This window comes from Glutamicibacter sp. NPDC087344 (genome assembly GCF_044744225.1).
Classification (GTDB): domain Bacteria; phylum Actinomycetota; class Actinomycetes; order Actinomycetales; family Micrococcaceae; genus Glutamicibacter.
In genome coordinates this window covers 96,326-111,481 of sequence record NZ_JBIUXY010000010.1, presented here as the reverse complement: position 1 = coordinate 111,481, position 15,156 = coordinate 96,326, and the positions used below count along the sequence as shown (strand labels likewise).

The following is a 15,156-nucleotide window of genomic DNA, read 5'->3' as shown; positions in this document are numbered from 1 at the left end:
TCCGTAAAAATTTAACGGTAGCCGGAAATAGAAGTTCTGACGAAGTGGAAGTGATCATTCCACGCAGCAAGACACCTATGGTAGTCCGCGAGTTTGGGTATCAGCTGATATTCCGCCGAATCTACGCTGAACCACACCCGAAAATCCTGTTCGCATTTCGTTCCCCTCACTGTGAGCTAGGAGTACTACGAAGCTGCCGCACGTCATGATTTATGTCGGGCGGCCCCTCGCCGAAGGCTCGAAATAACCGTGCACCCAAAATGGCTCATATTCCAGAACATGCAGTGAACTGCCAGCTTGCCTTGCGATGCTGTGGGAGTCGCATCGGCTCCCTTCAGGGTTTGTTCGATAAGGTGGCCAATAAGCTGTCCCCCAGCAAGTCCCACCCCTGAAAGGTCTTCATGCACGACGACACTTCGCTGACCATCGGACGAATCAAGCGTGTGCTTGACGAAAGAATTCGTCCGGCCATCTACTCGGAAACCGTTCCGCTGGAGGTGTCATGGCACGAACTGCCCGGTGAGCCGGTACCGCCATCGGCTGGCATCGCTTTGGAGTACACCCCCACCACCGTGGGTACCGCCTGGGGCGCGGCGTGGGGCACCACCTGGTTCCACTTGCAAGGCAAGGTCCCCTCGAGCTGGGCTGGCCGTCGGGTGGAAGCGGTCATCGACCTGGGATTCGACATCAATATGACCGGCTTCCAATGCGAGGGGCTGATCTACCGCCCGGACGGAATCACCATCAAGGCGCTGAACCCGCGCAACCAGTGGGTGCCGATCGCCACGCAGGCCACCGGCGATGAAGTTGTTGACCTCTATTTGGAAGCCGCTTCCAATCCGGTACTGCTGGATTACCACCCGTTCCTGCCGACCGAACAAGGCGACATCCTCACCTCCTCCTCGCGTCGGCTCTACACGCTGCGCCGCGTCGAATTGGCAGTTTTTGAACCCGTGGTCCACGACCTGGCGCTTGACCTGGAAGTGCTTTTTGACCTCCAGGAACAGCTGTCCGACGGTCCGCGCCGCTTCCAGATTCTGCAGGCTATGGATGACGCGCTGGACGTGCTGGACCTGCAACAAATTCAGCAAACCGCGCAGGCGGCCCGTGACCAGCTGGCCGCCGTGCTGGCGGCTGGTGCCGAACACAGCGCCCATCGCATCTCGGCCATCGGACATTCGCACATCGATTCGGCATGGCTTTGGCCGTTGCGGGAAACAATCCGGAAGGTCTCCCGCACCAGCTCCTCCATGGTCGAGCTGCTGGAAACCGAAGAGGAGTTCCTCTACGGCATGTCCAGCGCCCAGCAGTACAAATGGCTCAAAACTCACCGTCCCGAGGTCTGGGACCGGGTTAAGCAACAAGTCGCCGCAGGCCGCTTCCTCCCGTTGGGCGGCATGTGGGTCGAGTCGGATACCGTCATGCCCTCCGGTGAGTCCCTGGTGCGCCAGTTCCTCTACGGCCAGAACTTTTTCCGCAAAGAATTCGGCATCACCTCCCAAGGTGTCTGGTTGCCCGATTCCTTCGGTTACTCCCCCGCCCTGCCGCAGCTGATGCGCCGGGCCGGATTCGAGTGGTTTTTTACCCAGAAGATCTCTTGGAATCAACAAAACAAGTTCCCGCACCACACCTTCGATTGGGAAGGTATTGACGGGTCGCGGATGTTCAGCCATTTCCCGTCGATGGACACCTACAACTCTCAACTATCCGGTGAAGAGGTTGCCAAGGCCGCACGCCAGTTCCGCGAAGCCAGGCTGACCAACAATTCAATCGCTCCGGTTGGCTGGGGCGACGGCGGCGGCGGCACCACCCGGGAAATGACTGGCAAGGCCAGGCGCCTGGCCAATCTGGAGGGCAGCGCCAAGGTGTCCTGGGAGCATCCCAATGACTTCTTCGCCCGGGCCAAACATGAGCTTCCGAATCCGCCAGTCTGGGTGGGTGAACTTTATCTGGAACTTCACCGCGCCACCTTGACCAGCCAGCACCAAACCAAACAGGGTAACCGCCGCTCCGAACAGCTGTTGGTAGAGGCAGAGCTCTGGGCCGCGAGCGCCACGGTTTACACCGGGGAACCATACCCCTACGAGCAGCTTGATGAGTTGTGGGAGACGGTGCTGCTGCACCAGTTCCACGACATCCTGCCGGGTACCTCTATTGCCTGGGTTCACCGTGAAGTTGTGGCCCGCTATGCCGAGGTCAGTACCCAAGCCCAGGAACTGATTTCCCGAGCGCAGGACGTACTAGCGGGTTCCGGCCAGCGCCCGCTGACCTTTAACGCCGCCGCATTCACCCGCCGGGCGGTTGCCTTTGGCGCGGCCCGTGAACTCGACCCGTCCTTGCTTGGTTCGGTCCAGGCAGAGCCCTTGGACGGTGGCTACGTCCTGTCCAACGAACTGGTCCGTGTGGTGATTACGGCCGAAGGCCTGATTACCTCCGCGGTTGATCTGGCCACCGGGCGTGAAACCATTGCCGCAGGCAGTGAAGCCAACCTGTTGCAACTGCACCAGGACTTCCCCAATATGTGGGATGCCTGGGATGTGGATAAGTACTACCGCAACCAGGTCGTCGATCTGCGTGAAATAGACAGCCTGGAACTCTCGGTTGTTGACGGCACCGCAACCGTGACCGTCACCCGCAGTTTTTCCAATTCCACGCTGGTGCAAGAACTGTCCTTGGCTCCCGGTCAACGTACGTTGCAGATCTCCCAGAGCACCGACTGGCACGAGGCCGAGAAATTCCTCAAGGTCGCGTTCCCCTTGGATATCCGGGCCGAGCACACCATCGCCGAAACACAGTTTGGGTATCACAAGCGGGTGACCCATGTGAACACCAGTTGGGAGGCGGCCAAGTTCGAAACCTCCATGCACCGTTTTGTGCTGGCCGAAGAACCTGGTTTTGGGGCCGCGCTAATCAATGATTCGATCTACGGTTTTGATGTGACCCGGCAGGCGCAAGACGCGCACGTCACCACCACCATCAGGTTGTCGTTGCTGCGTGCGCCGCGGTTCCCCGACCCGCACACCGATCAGGGGCTGCAAACCCACCGTTACGGGCTGGTCATCGGGGCGGATATCTCCAGCGCCACCCAGGCCGGTGCCCTGCTCAACAGCTCCGCGACAACACGTTTAGGAGCCCATGAAGTAGACCCGCTGGTGAGCCTGAGCGGTGAAGGTTTGGTGGTTTCCAGCGTGAAGCTGGCCGCCGACCGTTCCGGTGATCTGGTGGTGCGTATTTATGAGTCCTTGGGCCGCCGAGCTACCGGGACATTGAGAATCAACCGTCCGGTCCGCTCGGCAACCACGGTGAGCCTGTTGGAGGATGCCCTGGATGCGGTGCATCCAGCCGGTGATTCTCTTGACTTACAATTAGGCGCCTTCGAGGTGCGCACGATGCGCTTCACCCTGGTGCAGTAATCGCTGTGATGAGGCACGGCGGGCCCTCACGGGCCCGCCTTGTCCCAGTGGTTCACTACCATTCGGTCCGTTATTTAGCGGTTCACCACGGGGATGGTTCGTAATCCTTGAGGAAACATCCGTACAAATCGATTCCGCGTTCCCCGTCCACGATTGGCTGATAAACACGTGCCGCGCCGTCAATGAGATCCAACGGTGCGTGCCAGCCTTCGGCAACCATCCGCACCTTGGAATCGTGCGGACGCTCGTCGGTGATCCAGCCGGTGTCTACCGCGGACATGAGGATCCGGTCGGTGGAGAGCATTTCTTCGGCGCTGGTGCGGGTGAGCATATTCAACGAAGCTTTGGCCATGTTGGTATGCGGGTGCCCTGCACCCTTGTAACGCCGGGAGAACTGGCCTTCCATCGCGGAGACGTTCACAATGTACTTGCGCCGCGCCTGGCTGGCCGCCAGGGCCGGGCGCAAGCGGGAGGCCAGCAGGAACGGTGCGGTGACGTTGCACAGCTGCACTTCGAGCATTTCCAAGGCATCCACGTCGCCGAGGATCTGTGTCCACGAATTCTCCGTGACCACATCCGGAACCAGTCCTCCGGCATCAATCGCAGTGCCAGCGGCGATTCGCTCCAAGGATGCGGAGCCGGCGGTCATCGCGAGGTCCGCCAACTGTTGCGCGTCATAACTGCCCACGGCAGTAGGAGCCAGCAACGCCGAATCTTCCAGCCTGAAAGCGCTAGCCAAGGCGCGTGGATGCTCGGCCGGCGGGTTGGCTTCACCCCACAGCTCGGGGCCGCCGTGTCCAAAGGCCAGTTCACCGGCTAGGGGCTGCTGTTCGGATTCGATCAGGTGCTGATAGGAATTGGTGGTGCGGCGCACGGTCTGGGCGGCGTTGTTGATCAAGATATCCAACGGGCCTTCGGCCGCGACGCGATCGGCCAACGAAATCACCTGAGCAGGATCACGCAGATCGATACCCACAATACGCAGGCGGTGCAACCAGTCGGCGCTGTCTTCAAGCGCGGCGAAACGCCGGGCGGCGTCCTTGGGGAAGCGTGTGGTGATGGTGGTGTGGGCGCCGTCGCGCAACAGGCGCAGGGCAATATGCATACCGATCTTCGCACGTCCACCCGTCAGCAGTGCGCGTTTACCGCTCAGGTCCGCCCGGGCGTCACGACGTTCACGGCCGGCGCTGGCGCAGTCGGGGCACAGGTAGTGGTGGAATGCATCGACCGTGGTGTAACGCTGCTTGCAGATATAGCAGCCTCGGGGTTTGCGGAATTCGCCGGCGCTGTCGCCCTGGGTTGGGCTGCTCAAATCCAGGCCCAGGGTTTCATCGTCCAGGCGCTGCGGCGAGCCGGTCGCCGTGCTCTCGATCAGTGCACGGTCCGCCGCGCTGATCTCGGCGCGTTTCTGCGACTTTCGGTACCGCTTGGCCGCCTTGAACATGTTGCTGGTCGCACGGCGTACCGCGATGTGCCGTTCATCGTCCGAGTCCAGCTGGTGCACCACGGAGAGCACCTTCAAGGCGGTGGCCAGCTCTTCGGCGGTGAATGGTGTTTGCTCTGCGGCGGTGGCCGGTGAAGTATGTTCGGTCATCTCAGTCTCGCTAGGGGTTGCCCGCAGCCGCACCAAGGCATGCTGCGGGAAGGCACTGGTGGCTTACTTGGCAGCCAAATCGGCCAGGGTGGCGATGAGCAGGCGGCGCTCAACCACCTTGATACGTTCGTGCAGGCTGTCCTCGGTATCGTCATCCAAAATCGCCACGGCTTCCTGGCGCAGGATAGGGCCGGTATCCACCCCAGCGTCAGCGATGTGAACGGTGCAACCTGTCACCTTGACCCCATAGGCCAAGGCGTCGCGTACCCCATGGGCTCCGGGGAAGGAAGGAAGCAAGGCCGGGTGGGTGTTGATGTAGGTACCGTCGAAGGCATTAATAAATTCTTCACCCACGATGCGCATGAACCCGGAGGAGACCACGTAGTCCGGGGTGTAGGACAGGCATTTTTCGGTCAGGGCATGATTCCACTCGCCGCGATCCGCAAAATCCTTGAAGTTCACCACAAAGGTCTCAATCCCCGCGGCCGCCGAGCGCTGGACGCCGTAGGTGTCGTGTTTATCCGCACCCACCGCGGCAATCTCAACGTCGGGCAACTCGCCGCTGGCGACCGCATCGATAACTGCCTGAAGATTTGAACCGGTGCCGGACACCAAAACCACAATACGCATAACTTCCATTCTACGGCTGGCCGGTAATTGCCACCGACCCAGCGCCACACGAGCAACGGTCGTAGTTCGTCACATGCAATTCATCTGCCCGCGTACCTGCGGTTTCCATGCCTAAACTGAAATCCCAGCCCAACAGCCAAGGAGCCGACCATGAGCCAAATTGTTCCAGATGACAAGGATTGGACCTTCGTTCTGCAGGAGAAGTGCAACGAATGCGGAGCCGAGGTTAGCGGGGTGTCCGTGAACTCTGTGGTGGCACAGTTGCCAGAGGTGGTACAGCGCTACCGATCGGTACTCGACCGGCCAAACGCCAGAACCCGCAGCAGCGCAACCCGGTGGAGCGATCAGGAATACGTGGTGCACGTTGCCGAGATGTTTGAGATCATGAGCGGCCGTTTGGATCTCATGCTGGATCAGCACGAACCGACGTTCCCCAATTGGGACCAGGACGTTGCGGCGGATCAGGGCAACTACAACACCCTCAGCACGTCGCAAGCGGTTGACAAGCTGCAGGCCGCGGCGCAGACCTATGGTGGCAAACTCGCTAATATTGCCCCCGAGAAGTATTCCCGCAAGGGAATGCGTTCTAATGGTTCGGCGTTCACCGTAGAAAGCCTCACCCAGTATGCGTGGCACGATGTGGTGCACCACCTGCGGGACCTGAAAGCCTAGGCAAGGCAGGTTTCCGCAGGCAAACCACCGGAACCGAGCCAGCCAAAAATGCTCAGCCAGCGCTGCGCAGGACCGGGTTGCCGCTCGAACGACGCCCCGAGGCTTTTAGCCTTCCAGTACCGGATCCGCTTCAAACAGCGGGGCAATCAGGTAACCAATCGCCGTGCCGACGCCAATTTGCAGGGCGAGCGCTCCTGCGGTGAGCCAGATGTGGGGGCCGAGCTCGGTCAGCCGGCCGATAGCCAGTGAGCCGGAGGACAGCCAGGACCCGGCCAGGGACAGCACCCCAGCCACAATGCCGGTAAAAATCGCCAGGCAGGCAGTAGACGCACCCAAGGCCAGCACGTTAAACGGGATGCGTCGAGCGAACCAGTCTTCCAGGTGGTTCTCCCCCACACGCATGAAGTACCAGCCAGCCAGGATGCCGGCCAGCACCGGAATCAGCAGGTACAGCCACTGGTAGTCGGGTTCACCCGAGGGCAGGGCCGCCAGCATCGGAATTGAGGGCAGCGGGCCAACGGTCGTTTCCAGGGTGGACAGGGTGCTGCCGGACCCCAGGCTGAAACCTCCGCCGCTGATCCATGACAAAACCCAGAACACGGTATTGGGGATGAGCGAAAGCTGCAGCAGGGTCAGTGCAGCCGAACCGATGGGTCCGGGCCGCAACTCCTGGTAGACGTTGGCGACCTCGGTCCAATGCAGTCCCAGGGTGATGGTCAACAGGATGCCGGAGATGCCGACGGCTGCCACATAACCCATGAATCCGGAGACGATCACGTGCCAGACGTAGGAGCCCGCCCATCGGCGGTGGGGCGAAATACTGCGTAGATAAGCTGCGGTATCCATACCGAACAGCCTTCCCCAGGAGCCGGCTTCGCGGCGCGCCCCGATGATCAGGCCCAACGAGGCGATGATCAGTGGAATGAAAGTGGCCGCAAGGATATTAACCCGGCCGTAGTCATTGGCAACCAGGAAGCCCACTCCGGTGCCGATGGCGCCATAGGCAAGGATCGCACCGAGCAATCCCTGCCAGAGCTGATCCGTGTAGGAGGCGCGCGCTATCCGCCGGCCCGCACGCAAACAAAAAAGGAAGGGCAGCAGGCTCAGGCCCAACGGCATCAACGTCAGCCATCCGGTCATCGAGCTCGGATCCGCCTCCGGACCGACGTTGAAAACCTCAATCGGCACACCGTGGATCAGCAGCCAGATGAAACCGCCAAACTGAAGAATGACCTCGAAAGACTCCTCCAGAAAACCGCCGCTGAAATACACAGCGATCAGCGGGACGGTAATCAAGGCCAGGCAGAACACAACCGACTGCAGAATCTCGAAGACCCCTTGCAGGGCAAGAGGCATCGGCCAACCGTTGCGCAGGCGCAACATCACTGCCTTCATGGGTTTCTTTTCGCGGTTCATCATCTTCCATGGTGCCACCATCGGCGCCAACCGATCAGGATCGACGCGCAATGATGGCACCCAGGGTAACGCAGGTCGCCTGTGTCAGTAGCTGTCCGGCGTCTGTCCCGAGGCCTCTGCCCTGTAGCGAGCCGCCAACGCTTCGGTGGAGCGAGCCAGCAGGGCCACGTCGGCGCCGACACCCACGTACTGGGCCCCGGCCTCGATGTATTTGCGGGCGGTGCTTTCGTCAAAGGCGTTCACCCCCGCGTATTTGCCGGCGGTGCGTGCCGCTGTGATGGACTTCAGCACCCCGGAAACAACCTCGGGGTGGTTTTGCTGACCGATGACCCCCATGGAGGCCGCCAGGTCTGAAGGTCCGATGAAGATTCCGTCAACCCCCTCGGTGGCAAGAATCTGCTCAACATTCTCTACGGCCTCGGCCGATTCGATCTGCACCATGATGGTGATGGTTTCCTCGGCGCGTTGCAGATAGTCCGGGATGCGGTTCCACCGCGCCGAACGAGCCAAGGCCGAACCGACACCGCGCACTCCGGCCGGCGGGTAATGGCAGGCGGCAACCGCGTTGGCGGCCTGCTGGGCATTGTTGACCATCGGAATGATTAGTGACTGCGCACCCAAATCCAAGTACTGCTTGATGATCACCGGATCGTTGACCGGCGGGCGCACCACTGGGACCACTGGATAACCGCGGACAGCTTGGAGCTGGGCTAAAACGGTTTGCAGGTCGTTGGGTGAGTGCTCGCCGTCGATGAACAACCAGTCAAAACCGGCACCGGCGCAGATCTCGGCAACCAGCGGAGATCCCGAGCATACCCAGACCCCGGACAGTGAACCCTGTGCGTTTTTCAGTGCATCCTTCAGCGAGGGATCGGCTTCTACTCGAAATGACATGTCACGGTTCCCAACGGTCCATAGTCGGCAAATACTGTGTCGTTCTCATAGACCCACATCGGCCTGGTGAATGACCCGGCCAAGATGATTTCGCCGGCATTCAATTTATCGCCGTGGGCGGCGATCTTGTTTGCCAGCCAATACACCCCGGCTGCCGGGTGATTCAGCACACCGGCAGCGACGCCGGTTTCCTCAACTGTCTGGTTCTTGAACAGGATGCCCGAAATCCAGCGCAGGTCTACCGCTTCGGGGCGCACCGGGTTGCCGCCAATGACCATGGCACCCATCGCAGCGTTGTCGCTGATGGTGTCCACAATCGTGCGGCCTTCCATTTCGATGCGCGAGTCGAGGATTTCCAAGGCCGGGATAACGTATTCAGTAGCTTCGAGCACGTCAAAAATATTTGCGTTCGGGCCCTGGATGTCTTTTTTGAGCTTGAATGCCAGCTCCATTTCAATCCGCGGGTGTGTGTACTGGTCCCATTTCACGGTGCAGCCTGAATCCAGAACCATGTCATCAAAGATGATGCCGTAGTCCGGTTCGGTGATTCCGGTTGCCATCTGCATGGCCCGGGAGGTCAGCCCAATTTTGCGGCCAGCCAGCACGCGTCCGTTGGCCTCGGAGCGTTGGCGCCACAGATTCTGCACCCGGTACGAGTCCTCGACCGTCATTTCCGGATAGCGGGCGGTCAGTCGGGGCACAGGGGTGCGGGTGGCTCCGGCTTGGACCAGCTCATCGGCAATTGCCGTGATTGTTTCCTCGGATAGCATCGACTGCTACACCTTTCACTGGGAGTACAAAGCTATGCGGGCACCGCCGGACGCCTTGGCATCATTGCAAGGCCCACAATCCTTGATGGTATAGCCGTTCGGCTGGCTTGGCACATCGTACTAACATTTTTTGTTGCCAGGCCCCAACCCGATTCCATCCGTCGCAGAATACAAAAATCCCGCCGGAGCCCGAGCAAAAAATGCTCGTTATTCCGGCGGGATCTGACTCGACTGCGCTGGTTAGTTCATTGCACCTAGTTCATTCCAGCGCGGACGTTTGCCAGAAGGGATTCGAATGGCAGCGACGTCATCTCATCGTTTGGATCTGCGTTTTCGCTGACAGAGGGTGCGATAGATCGGGTGTCCCCCAGGTCGGTATCCTGTTTCAGCTCGCCAGCGGATCCGGCCAGCGTCAACACCACTTCCTTCGCGACACGTTCAGCACGCTCGGACAGGGTGCCGGAGAGCCCTTGGCCGCCGAAGTCTTCCGATGCCGCGAAGACCGTGGTTGGCATGATCTGCGCCCGCAGGTAGGCGAAAATCGGTCGCATGGCGTAATCAATGGCCAACTGATGACGTTGGGTTCCTGCCGTGGCCGCGAGCACCACAGGCTTTCCACTCAGCGATTTCGGGTCCAAGATGTCCAGGAATGACTTAAACAAGCCAGAAACCGACGCGGTAAACACCGGTGTCACCGCAACCAGCACATCGGCTTTGGTCACGGCGTCAATCACCGTTTGCAAGGCAGGGGCCGCGAACCCCGTCAGCATATTGTTGGTGATGTCGCTGGCATACTCGCGCAGCTCGACATTGGTGATGTCGCCTTGCACACCGGAAAGAGCCAATTCCGCGGCGATCGAATCACCCAATTGACGTCCCAGCAATGAAGAACTAGATGGACTACCCAGGCCACCGCTGATCACCACAACTGACTTGCTCATGTTCATACCCTTCAGATATTTAGATGCGTATGCATGTATCAACCCTAACCCCGGGAAATCTATTCCCCGTCGCAGAAATCTTTTGCACCTCCGCTAAGATTTCAGATTTTCACTATTGTGACGATCGGAACGATATTGATACTCTAGTTCTCATGAGCACCGACCAGCATGGAACTAATCAGCGCGACATTGAGACCGGGGTCCGAACGGACTTCCACAACACCATGTCTTACGGCAGCTATCTGGATCTGGAGCGCATACTTTCCGCCCAGCATCCGGTCAGCGTCCCGGAGCACCACGATGAAATGCTGTTCATCATTCAGCATCAGACCTCCGAGCTATGGCTGAAACTCATGCTCCACGAGCTTCTCGAGGCACGTCGCCTGTTAGGTGCCGACGACATCGGCAAGGCGCTCAAGTGCCTCGCCCGCGTCAAACACATCCAAAAAACCCTGACCGAACAATGGTCGGTACTAGCGACACTGACGCCCCGTGAGTACGCGCAGTTCCGTGGTTTCCTCGGTTCGTCCTCCGGATTCCAGTCCTTCCAGTACCGCGCCATCGAATTTATCCTCGGCAACAAACACGCCGGAATGCTCAAGGTTCATGAAGCGGACCCCAAAGCACATGAGTTACTGACCAACTTGCTCAACGAACCAACGTTGTATGACGTTTTCCTCGCAGCGCTTGCACGCCATGGATATTCAATCCCGGCAGAAATCCTTGAACGCGATGTCACCACTCCGTGGACCTTCCAAGAGTCTTTGATTCCGGTATTTAAAGAGATCTACGAATCCGAGCAGACCCGCTGGAGCCTCTATCAGGCGTGTGAAGATTTAGTGGACGTGGAAGACAACTTCCAAGCCTGGCGCTTCCGCCACCTGCGTGTTGTGCAGCGAACCATTGGATTCAAACGCGGAACCGGCGGTTCCTCCGGAGTTGATTTCCTCAAACGAGCCCTGGACTTGACGTTTTTTCCTGAGCTATTTGCGGTGCGCACCGAAATTGGCAACTGACACTGAGCTTGTTTCGTTTACCCTCGACGACTTTGAAGCACGCACGGGTAGTGCCGTATCGATGATCCGCACCATTGCCGGACTCTACTTGCGCCACGAATCGACACCTGTGGCCCGAAGTAAAGTTCTCGCCCTTGCCGCTGCCGCCGGAGTGTCAACGGCGGCGGCGCAAACGGCTGTTTCACGCCTTGTTGACCGCGGGGTGCTGGATCAGTCTGAGAACTCCTGCTTGCACGTCACCGTGCAGGCACAGGCAATGTTTGCCAGGGGCAACCAGCGGATCTTCACACCCCGGCAGATGCAGGCCGAGGATTGGTGGTGCCTGGTCGCGTATTCCTTGCCAGAAACGATGCGTCCGCTCCGGCATCAGGTACGCAAACATTTTCTTCAGCTCGGTGGCGGCCTGGTCGCCGCCGGGCTGTGGATCTTCCCGGCCTACCTGCGTGCCGAGGTTCTCCAGGTGCTGAGCGCGCTTCAGGTGCGGTCCTATGCCACCGTGTTCACCACCCAAACTCCGGATTTCCCCAGCACCCCGTCACAGGCAGCCCGGCTCTGGTGGGATCTAGACCGGTTGGAGACACTTCATACAACGTTCTTGAACAGCACCGAGTCGTTAACGAACGAGCCAGCCTCATTCTCCGAGGCCTACCGCGGTTATGTTTTGATGATTGATGCGTGGCGGGCACTGCCCTATCTTGACCCGGGGCTACCGGCCTCCATGTTGCCATCCACATGGCCTGGAATCCTCAGCCGGGAACGTTTCCTCCAGCTCTCCGGAAGTTATGAAGCCAAAGCCCAACACTTCGCACAAGACGTGCTGGCCGGTTAAATCCAGACAGGCTCGTCGACCCCATAAGGCCTCGGCGCGCTCAGGTAGTCAAGCTGTGTTCCGTTGAGCGTGAATGGCGGAAGGACATAATCAAGCTGCCCAAAGGTGCTAGCTCGGCGAGCGGTCCGCGGCCCCTCCAGCTCGATCAGCGGGGACGTGGGTCGGGGAAACTCAAACAGCGCATGCGCGGTTCTGGCCAGCGAGAAGCTGACGCCACCCACAACATCGAGTTCAGTTCGCGCCCGAACCAGGGAAATGATCGAAGCGGCAACACCGTACCCGGTGGCATAATCAAGCGCCTGCACCGGCAATGCACCAGGTTTGCCATTCGGCAGACCGTAGGCCTGCGCGATGCCGGTGGCCGCTTGGACAATGCTGTCAAAACCTCGGCGTGTGCCCCAGGGCCCTTCGACTCCCCAAGCACACAGCTGCGCAACGACCAGCTGCGGATAGCGCTCCTGCAGCTGCTCGGCAGACACCTTCAGAGCCTCCAGCGCCCCTGGTCGATACCCAAGGATCACGACGTCAGCTTGGGCCAGCAATTGATCAATCGCAGAAGATCCCTGCGCTGTGGCAAGGTCCAGGACCGTACTGCGTTTGCCGAAGCCGGTGTCGATATGCTGATCGAGCAGCTCGGGATACCGCGGTCCGTCAATCCGGAGTACTTGCGCACCCAACGCCGCCAGGGTGCGTGAGGCGGTCGGGCCGGCAATAACCCGGGTGAGGTCTAGAACTTTGAGCCCACTCAGTGGCAGATCTGCTCGGGGATCGAAGGTCCAGCCGGCCGGGGTGCCACGCTGAGCTAACCGGAATTGGGCCCAGTGACCCGCGCTGGCGGCCCGGGCTTGCGGTTCACCCAACCATTGAGTCCGGCTGCGCACCGCCGCGGCAATCCCGCCAGCTGCTACGATCCGCTCTTGAGCATCGAGGGCACTCGTTTCGCCAAGTGCCGTGGCCACTTGATCCGGTTCACGAATCTCCAGCGCCGCCAAGAGCGCCCGGCGATGATGCGGATAGTTTGCATGGGTTCTGATCCAGCCATCAGCCGTGGGGAAGAATCCGGACAACGGCGCAAACGACTGCATCTGCCGTCCAGAGATCCTCAGGTGTTTATAGGATTCATATCCGGCGGCCATCTGAGCGAGGCCGCTAGTCAGCTCAAAACGTCCGGCAGACAACTCGCCAATAGCCTGCTCGATCAGTCTCACTGCGTGTAATGCGAGCCCCTCGACGCTTAACGCGCCACCCCACCAGTACGGGGTCAGCTCCTGCGCGACTCGTGGTCGGTCCAGGAGCCCCATGGCATGAAACCCGGAGCCGAGGATGTCCCACGAATCCGAGGTGTCCCCAGGAGTAAATTCTGCGCTCATGACGCCACACTACGCCTCTTTTTGTACCTCTATATAGAGGTACGAGGCCGATGCATATCCCCAGGCACAAAACACAAGTCCCACGACCGGTGAGATACCGATCATGGGACTTGCGATACGTCCTGCGAAATTACTTCGTTGGAACGTTCAGGGTCTGGCCAACCATGATGAAATCTGGGTTGGTCAACTGATCATCGTTCAAAACGAACAGTCCGCGCCAGTCCTGGATACCCAGCTGATTGGCAATTTTTGCCAGGGTATCGCCGGACTTGACGGTGTAGTTCTTGCCGGAATCGGTCACGTCGATGTTGTAGGTCACCGGTGCCGGGGCAGCTGCAACACGCTTGCCCGAGGAAGCCGAAGCAACCGACTTGGTCGACTTAACCGACTGGGTAGCTGCGGTGCGGTCGTAGCTGCTCGAAGACGACTGGGTCTTCTGGGCGGTCGACTTCTTGGCAGAGTAGGTCGACTTCTTCGTAGTGGACGTCGACTGCTTGGCGGTCGAGGTCGACTTCTTGGCAGTTGAGGTCGACTGCTTGGTGGAAGTCGCTGCCGAGGAGGTGCCCGATGGCGAACCGCTGATTCCAAGCTTCGCGGTACATGCTGGCCATGCGCCCCAGCCCTGCGACTGCTGAACCTTGGTGGCAACACGAATCTGCTCAGCCTTCGACGCGTTGTTGGCCTGGCCCTTGCCGCCGTAAGCCTTCCATGTCGATGCCGAGAACTGCAGGCCACCGTAGTAACCGTTGCCGGTGTTGATGGACCAGTTACCGCCGGACTCGCACTGAGCCAGTTTGTCCCAGGTGCTTGCCGCGGAGGCAGGTGCCGTCGTGGCAACCATTGCGCCACCTGCTACAGCGAAAGCAGCCAGGGTAGCTCCGCCACGGCGGATGATCTTTTTAGTCTTCTGCTGGATCATAATTCTCCAGTGCTCTTCCAGCACTCAGGTCTTCCAAGACCATCCTTGTGCACCGCTCAGCGTCGCATTTCGACGTTGATTAAGCACTGCCCTGACGAGCGATTCGGAAGTTCCGGCAGTACCTGTTTCCCCATAACACCGCGAGTGTTATCGAAACGTTATGAAAGACGATAGCGCACTTCCCCCGGGCCTTGGCAACTCAGCAAATCCTCAGATTCAACAAATATACAGGTCATAGTAGGAAAAAAAATTTAAGAAATCCGCCCAAAGGGAGCCCCCAAACGCCATGCAGCCCCCTGAGACGTTACTGTTTCGAAATGGATTCATAGCCTACAAATGTGATATAGAACCCGTCATTTTGAATGAGGTATTCGCTCCTAGAGACCCGTCGCTGAACGTCTCTCGCTGCAATACCAGTGGGGTCATCGTTCATCGACGGAACAACGAAGAAGTACCGCCGCAGTGTAGTTCCAGTTGAACGTGTCTCGGGCGCCAACAACGTGCAATTATTACCCGTCATGTCTTGTTCGGCCATCAAAGTTCTATTCACGGCATGGGGGCGCAGGCGCAAAACCAGCGCGAGGGCACTTTAATCCTCGACTAGGTTCCTCGACCAGGTTGCGGTTCCTCTCCCGCACCACGGCCATCGATTCTTCTCCAAGGATTCCGCGACTCAAAAGATTGGCCCCTTG

At 59.4% G+C, this 15,156-nt stretch carries 12 protein-coding genes; 4 read left to right on the top strand and 8 right to left on the bottom strand.

The window, feature by feature from the left end; translation table 11 throughout:
- The first annotated feature begins 401 nt into the window (after positions 1–401).
- On the top strand, positions 402–3,413 hold the full coding sequence (locus ACIOWL_RS16960) for an alpha-mannosidase (RefSeq protein WP_400387717.1): 3,012 nt from the start codon (positions 402–404) through the stop codon (positions 3,411–3,413).
- An 82-nt stretch (positions 3,414–3,495) separates the two neighbouring features.
- Here ACIOWL_RS16960 and ACIOWL_RS16955 read toward each other — a convergent pair whose 3' ends face one another.
- Together ACIOWL_RS16955 and purN are read right to left on the bottom strand one after the other, a co-directional pair.
- Positions 3,496–5,007, bottom strand: coding sequence for an SDR family NAD(P)-dependent oxidoreductase (locus ACIOWL_RS16955; RefSeq protein WP_400387714.1), 1,512 nt, complete (start codon positions 5,005–5,007; stop codon positions 3,496–3,498).
- Between the two features lie 63 nt (positions 5,008–5,070).
- The gene (gene purN / locus ACIOWL_RS16950) at positions 5,071–5,637 is read right to left on the bottom strand and encodes a phosphoribosylglycinamide formyltransferase (RefSeq protein ID WP_400387711.1); all 567 of its coding nucleotides are present in this window, start codon (positions 5,635–5,637) and stop codon (positions 5,071–5,073) included.
- Between the two features lie 150 nt (positions 5,638–5,787).
- Between purN and ACIOWL_RS16945 the strand changes: the two genes are divergently transcribed.
- Positions 5,788–6,309, top strand: a complete 522-nt coding sequence (locus ACIOWL_RS16945; protein WP_400387708.1) for a DinB family protein — start codon at positions 5,788–5,790, stop codon at positions 6,307–6,309.
- 105 nt (positions 6,310–6,414) lie between these two features.
- Here ACIOWL_RS16945 and ACIOWL_RS16940 read toward each other — a convergent pair whose 3' ends face one another.
- The 4 genes from ACIOWL_RS16940 to ACIOWL_RS16925 form a co-directional block, all read right to left on the bottom strand.
- Entirely contained in the window at positions 6,415–7,725 is a 1,311-nt protein-coding gene (locus ACIOWL_RS16940) for a DUF6350 family protein (RefSeq protein ID WP_400387705.1), read from the bottom strand.
- Between the two features lie 84 nt (positions 7,726–7,809).
- Entirely contained in the window at positions 7,810–8,619 is an 810-nt protein-coding gene (locus tag ACIOWL_RS16935) for an aldolase/citrate lyase family protein (RefSeq protein WP_400387703.1), read from the bottom strand.
- On the bottom strand, positions 8,604–9,389 hold the full coding sequence (gene hpaH / locus ACIOWL_RS16930) for a 2-oxo-hept-4-ene-1,7-dioate hydratase (protein WP_400387701.1): 786 nt from the start codon (positions 9,387–9,389) through the stop codon (positions 8,604–8,606). The genes ACIOWL_RS16935 and hpaH overlap by 16 nt, the downstream gene beginning before the upstream one ends.
- Before the next feature lie 254 nt (positions 9,390–9,643).
- Complete coding sequence (locus tag ACIOWL_RS16925) at positions 9,644–10,330, bottom strand: CE1759 family FMN reductase (protein ID WP_400387699.1); 687 nt, start codon at positions 10,328–10,330, stop codon at positions 9,644–9,646.
- Between the two features lie 152 nt (positions 10,331–10,482).
- On the opposite strand from ACIOWL_RS16925, the gene kynA reads away from it, so the two are divergent.
- On the top strand, positions 10,483–11,346 hold the full coding sequence (gene kynA, locus ACIOWL_RS16920; RefSeq protein ID WP_400387697.1) for a tryptophan 2,3-dioxygenase: 864 nt from the start codon (positions 10,483–10,485) through the stop codon (positions 11,344–11,346).
- Positions 11,336–12,175 (top strand): PaaX family transcriptional regulator C-terminal domain-containing protein, encoded by an 840-nt coding sequence (locus ACIOWL_RS16915; RefSeq protein ID WP_400387695.1) that lies wholly within the window; start codon positions 11,336–11,338, stop codon positions 12,173–12,175. Before kynA ends, ACIOWL_RS16915 begins: the two co-directional genes overlap by 11 nt.
- Here ACIOWL_RS16915 and ACIOWL_RS16910 read toward each other — a convergent pair.
- A complete protein-coding gene (locus ACIOWL_RS16910; protein ID WP_400387693.1) occupies positions 12,172–13,545 on the bottom strand; it encodes a CoA transferase in 1,374 nt (457 codons plus the stop codon). The genes ACIOWL_RS16915 and ACIOWL_RS16910 overlap by 4 nt on opposite strands.
- A gap of 130 nt (positions 13,546–13,675) precedes the next feature.
- Positions 13,676–14,464: a transglycosylase family protein gene (locus ACIOWL_RS16905; protein ID WP_400387692.1), complete on the bottom strand. Its 789-nt coding sequence runs from the start codon at positions 14,462–14,464 to the stop codon at positions 13,676–13,678.
- Between the last annotated feature and the right edge of the window lie 692 nt (positions 14,465–15,156).